Origin of the sequence: Streptomyces sp. NPDC059456 (assembly GCF_042750055.1) — a bacterium.
Taxonomy (GTDB): Bacteria; Actinomycetota; Actinomycetes; order Streptomycetales; family Streptomycetaceae; genus Streptomyces.
This window is the reverse complement of record NZ_JBHYVA010000956.1, coordinates 1-2,422: the sequence shown is the minus strand read 5'-3', so window position 1 is coordinate 2,422 and position 2,422 is coordinate 1. Positions and strand designations below refer to the sequence as shown.

The window sequence follows — 2,422 nt, the reverse complement described above, 5'->3', positions numbered from 1 at the left end:
GGCCCCCCCCCCCCCCCCGCTCGGGGGGGGCGGGGGGGGGGGGGCCCGGGGCCGGGGGGGGGTGAGCCCGGCGGGCCGGGTCAGGCAGGGGCGCTGCGCACTGCCGCGACCGCCTTGCGGGCCGCCACCAGGACCGGGTCCCAGACCGGGGAGAACGGCGGGGCGTAGCCCAGGTCCAAGGACACGACCTGGTCCACCGTCATCCCCGCCGTCAGGGCGACCGCCGCGATGTCCACCCGCTTCGCGGAACCCGCTCCGCCGACGATCTGGACGCCCAGCAGCCGGCCCGTGCGGCGTTCCGCGAGCATCTTGACCGTCATGTCCGCGGCCGTCGGGTAGTAGCCCGCGGTCGTCGTCGAGCTGATCGTCGCCGTCACGAAGCGCAGGCCCGCCGCCAGCGCGTCCTTCTCGCGCAGGCCCGTACGGGCGATCTCCAGGTCGCAGACCTTGCTGACCGCCGTCCCCACCACCCCGGGGAAGGTCGCGTAACCGCCGCCCACGCCCGAGCCGATCACCTGGCCGTGCTTGTTGGCGTGCGTGCCGAGCGGGATGTGCCGCATCCGGCCCGCCACCAGGTCCAGGACCTCGACGCAGTCGCCGCCCGACCAGATGTTCTCGTGGCCCCGGACCCGCATGGACAGGTCCGTCAGGACGCCGCCGGACTCGCCGAGCGGCAGCCCCGCGTCCCGGGCCAGCGCCGTGCGGGGCTCCACGCCGATGCCGAGGACGACCACGTCCGCCGGGTACTCGTCCCCCGGGGCCGTGGCCACCGCACGGGCCCGGCCCTCCTCGTCCGTGAGGATCTTCGTGACCTCCGCCCCGGACACCGTGCGGATCCCCATCCGGTTCATCGCGGAGTGCACCAGCCCGCCCATGTCCGGGTCCAGGGTGGCCATCGGCTGCTGCCCGCGGTGCAGGACCGTGACCTCGTACCCCCGCTCGACGAGCGCCTCCGCCATCTCCACGCCGATGTAGCCCGCGCCGACGACGACCGCCCTGCGGCCCTTGGTCCGCGCCAGGGTGTCCATCAGGCGCTGGCCGTCGTCCAGGCTCTGCACGCCGTGCACCCCGTGCGCGCCGATGCCGGGCAGCCGCGGGCGGACCGGGCGGGCACCCGTGGCCACGACGAGCTTGTCGTAGCCCGTCCAGGACTCGGATCCGGAATCCAGATCGCGGGCGCGGACCCGGCCCCCGGCGAGGTCGAGTTCCACCACCTCCGTGCGCATCCGCAGGTCGATGTCCCGGGCACGGTGCTCCTCGGGCGTACGGGCGATCAGCTCGTCCCGGCCGGCGACGCGGCCGCCGATCCAGTACGGGATCCCGCACGCGGAGTACGAGGTGAAGTGCCCGCGCTCGAACGCCACGATCTCCAGCTCCGCCGGGCCCTTGAGCCGCCGGGCCTGTGACGCGGCGGACATCCCCGCCGCGTCACCGCCGACCACCACCAGTCGTTCCACCGCCATCGTCCGCCCCGTCCTGTGCACCGCCGTCTGGTGGGGAACACGCTACGGGCGAATGCGTGTTCAGTCCGGAAGCTGTGCCGATTCCGTCGGGCCGGCGGGCCGTGCGGCCGGCACCGCGGCCGGAACCTGCTCCGGCGACGGGCTCGCCTTCGGCTTCGCCGGGCGCAGCCGCCGGTACAGCCGCAGGCACAGCAGCACCAGCGCGGCCGTCACCGCGAACGGCAGCAGGACGGCGATGATCAGGGTCAGGTACCGCACGATCGCGGTGAAGACGTTCCAGCCGCCGCTCAGGGCGGCCGTGAAGGACGGCGCCCCGTCCTCCTCCTTCTTCTTCACAGGCTCGGGCGCCGGCTCCGAGACCTCCATCGTGATCGTGCCCATCGAGGTCTGGTCCTTCAGCGCCGTCTGCTGGGCCAGCAGCGACTCCAGGTCCGACTGGCGCTTGCTCAGCTCGCTCTCCAGCATCACCACGTCGGCGAGCGCCGTGGCCTTGTCCATCATGTCCCGCACCCGGGCCACGCTCGCCTGCTGCGACTTCACCCGGCTGTCGACGTCCGCGACCTTCTCGGTCACGTCCTGCGCCTCGACCTTGCGGCTGCGCAGCTTCCCGCTGCCCTCCATGGCGCCGAGCACCGCGTCGAAGCGGTCGCCCGGCACGCGCAGCGTCAGCGTCGAGGTCATCCGGCCGTCCTCGCGCCGGGTGGACTCGTTGCCCACGTACCCGCCCGCGCCCTCCGCCGCCGTACGGGCCGCGGCCAGTGCCTTCTGCACGTCGGGCGTCTCCAGGGCCAGCGTGGCCGTCCGGATGACGTGCGGGCGCACCGCGGCCGGCTGCTGCCCGTTCTTGGCCGCGTCGGTCCCGGCGGCCGCCGGGGGGGGGCCGCCCCCGCCCCCCCCGGGGCGGCCGGCGGGCCCCCCCCCCGGCCCCGGCGCGCCGGCGGCCCCGGGGGGGCGGGCGC

The 2,422-nt window shown here is 75.3% G+C and carries 2 protein-coding genes; both read right to left on the bottom strand.

Translation table 11 applies throughout. The features are described from left to right. Positions 1 to 80 precede the first annotated feature (80 nt). Positions 81 to 1,463 carry an FAD-dependent oxidoreductase gene (locus tag ACFXA3_RS41015; RefSeq protein WP_385196335.1) on the bottom strand — a complete coding sequence of 461 codons (1,383 nt, stop codon included), beginning with the start codon at positions 1,461 to 1,463 and terminating at the stop codon, positions 81 to 83. A gap of 60 nt (positions 1,464 to 1,523) precedes the next feature. After that, positions 1,524 to 2,422, bottom strand: an 899-nt coding sequence (locus ACFXA3_RS41010; RefSeq protein WP_385196332.1) for a DUF4349 domain-containing protein, incomplete at its 5' end; no start/stop codon positions are given.

What these genes read in the sequence shown, in the direction of transcription:
- ACFXA3_RS41015 (WP_385196335.1), bottom strand. Translation starts at nt 1,463, where the DNA reads ATGGCGGTGGAACGACTGGTGGTGGTCGGCGGTGACGCGGCGGGGATG.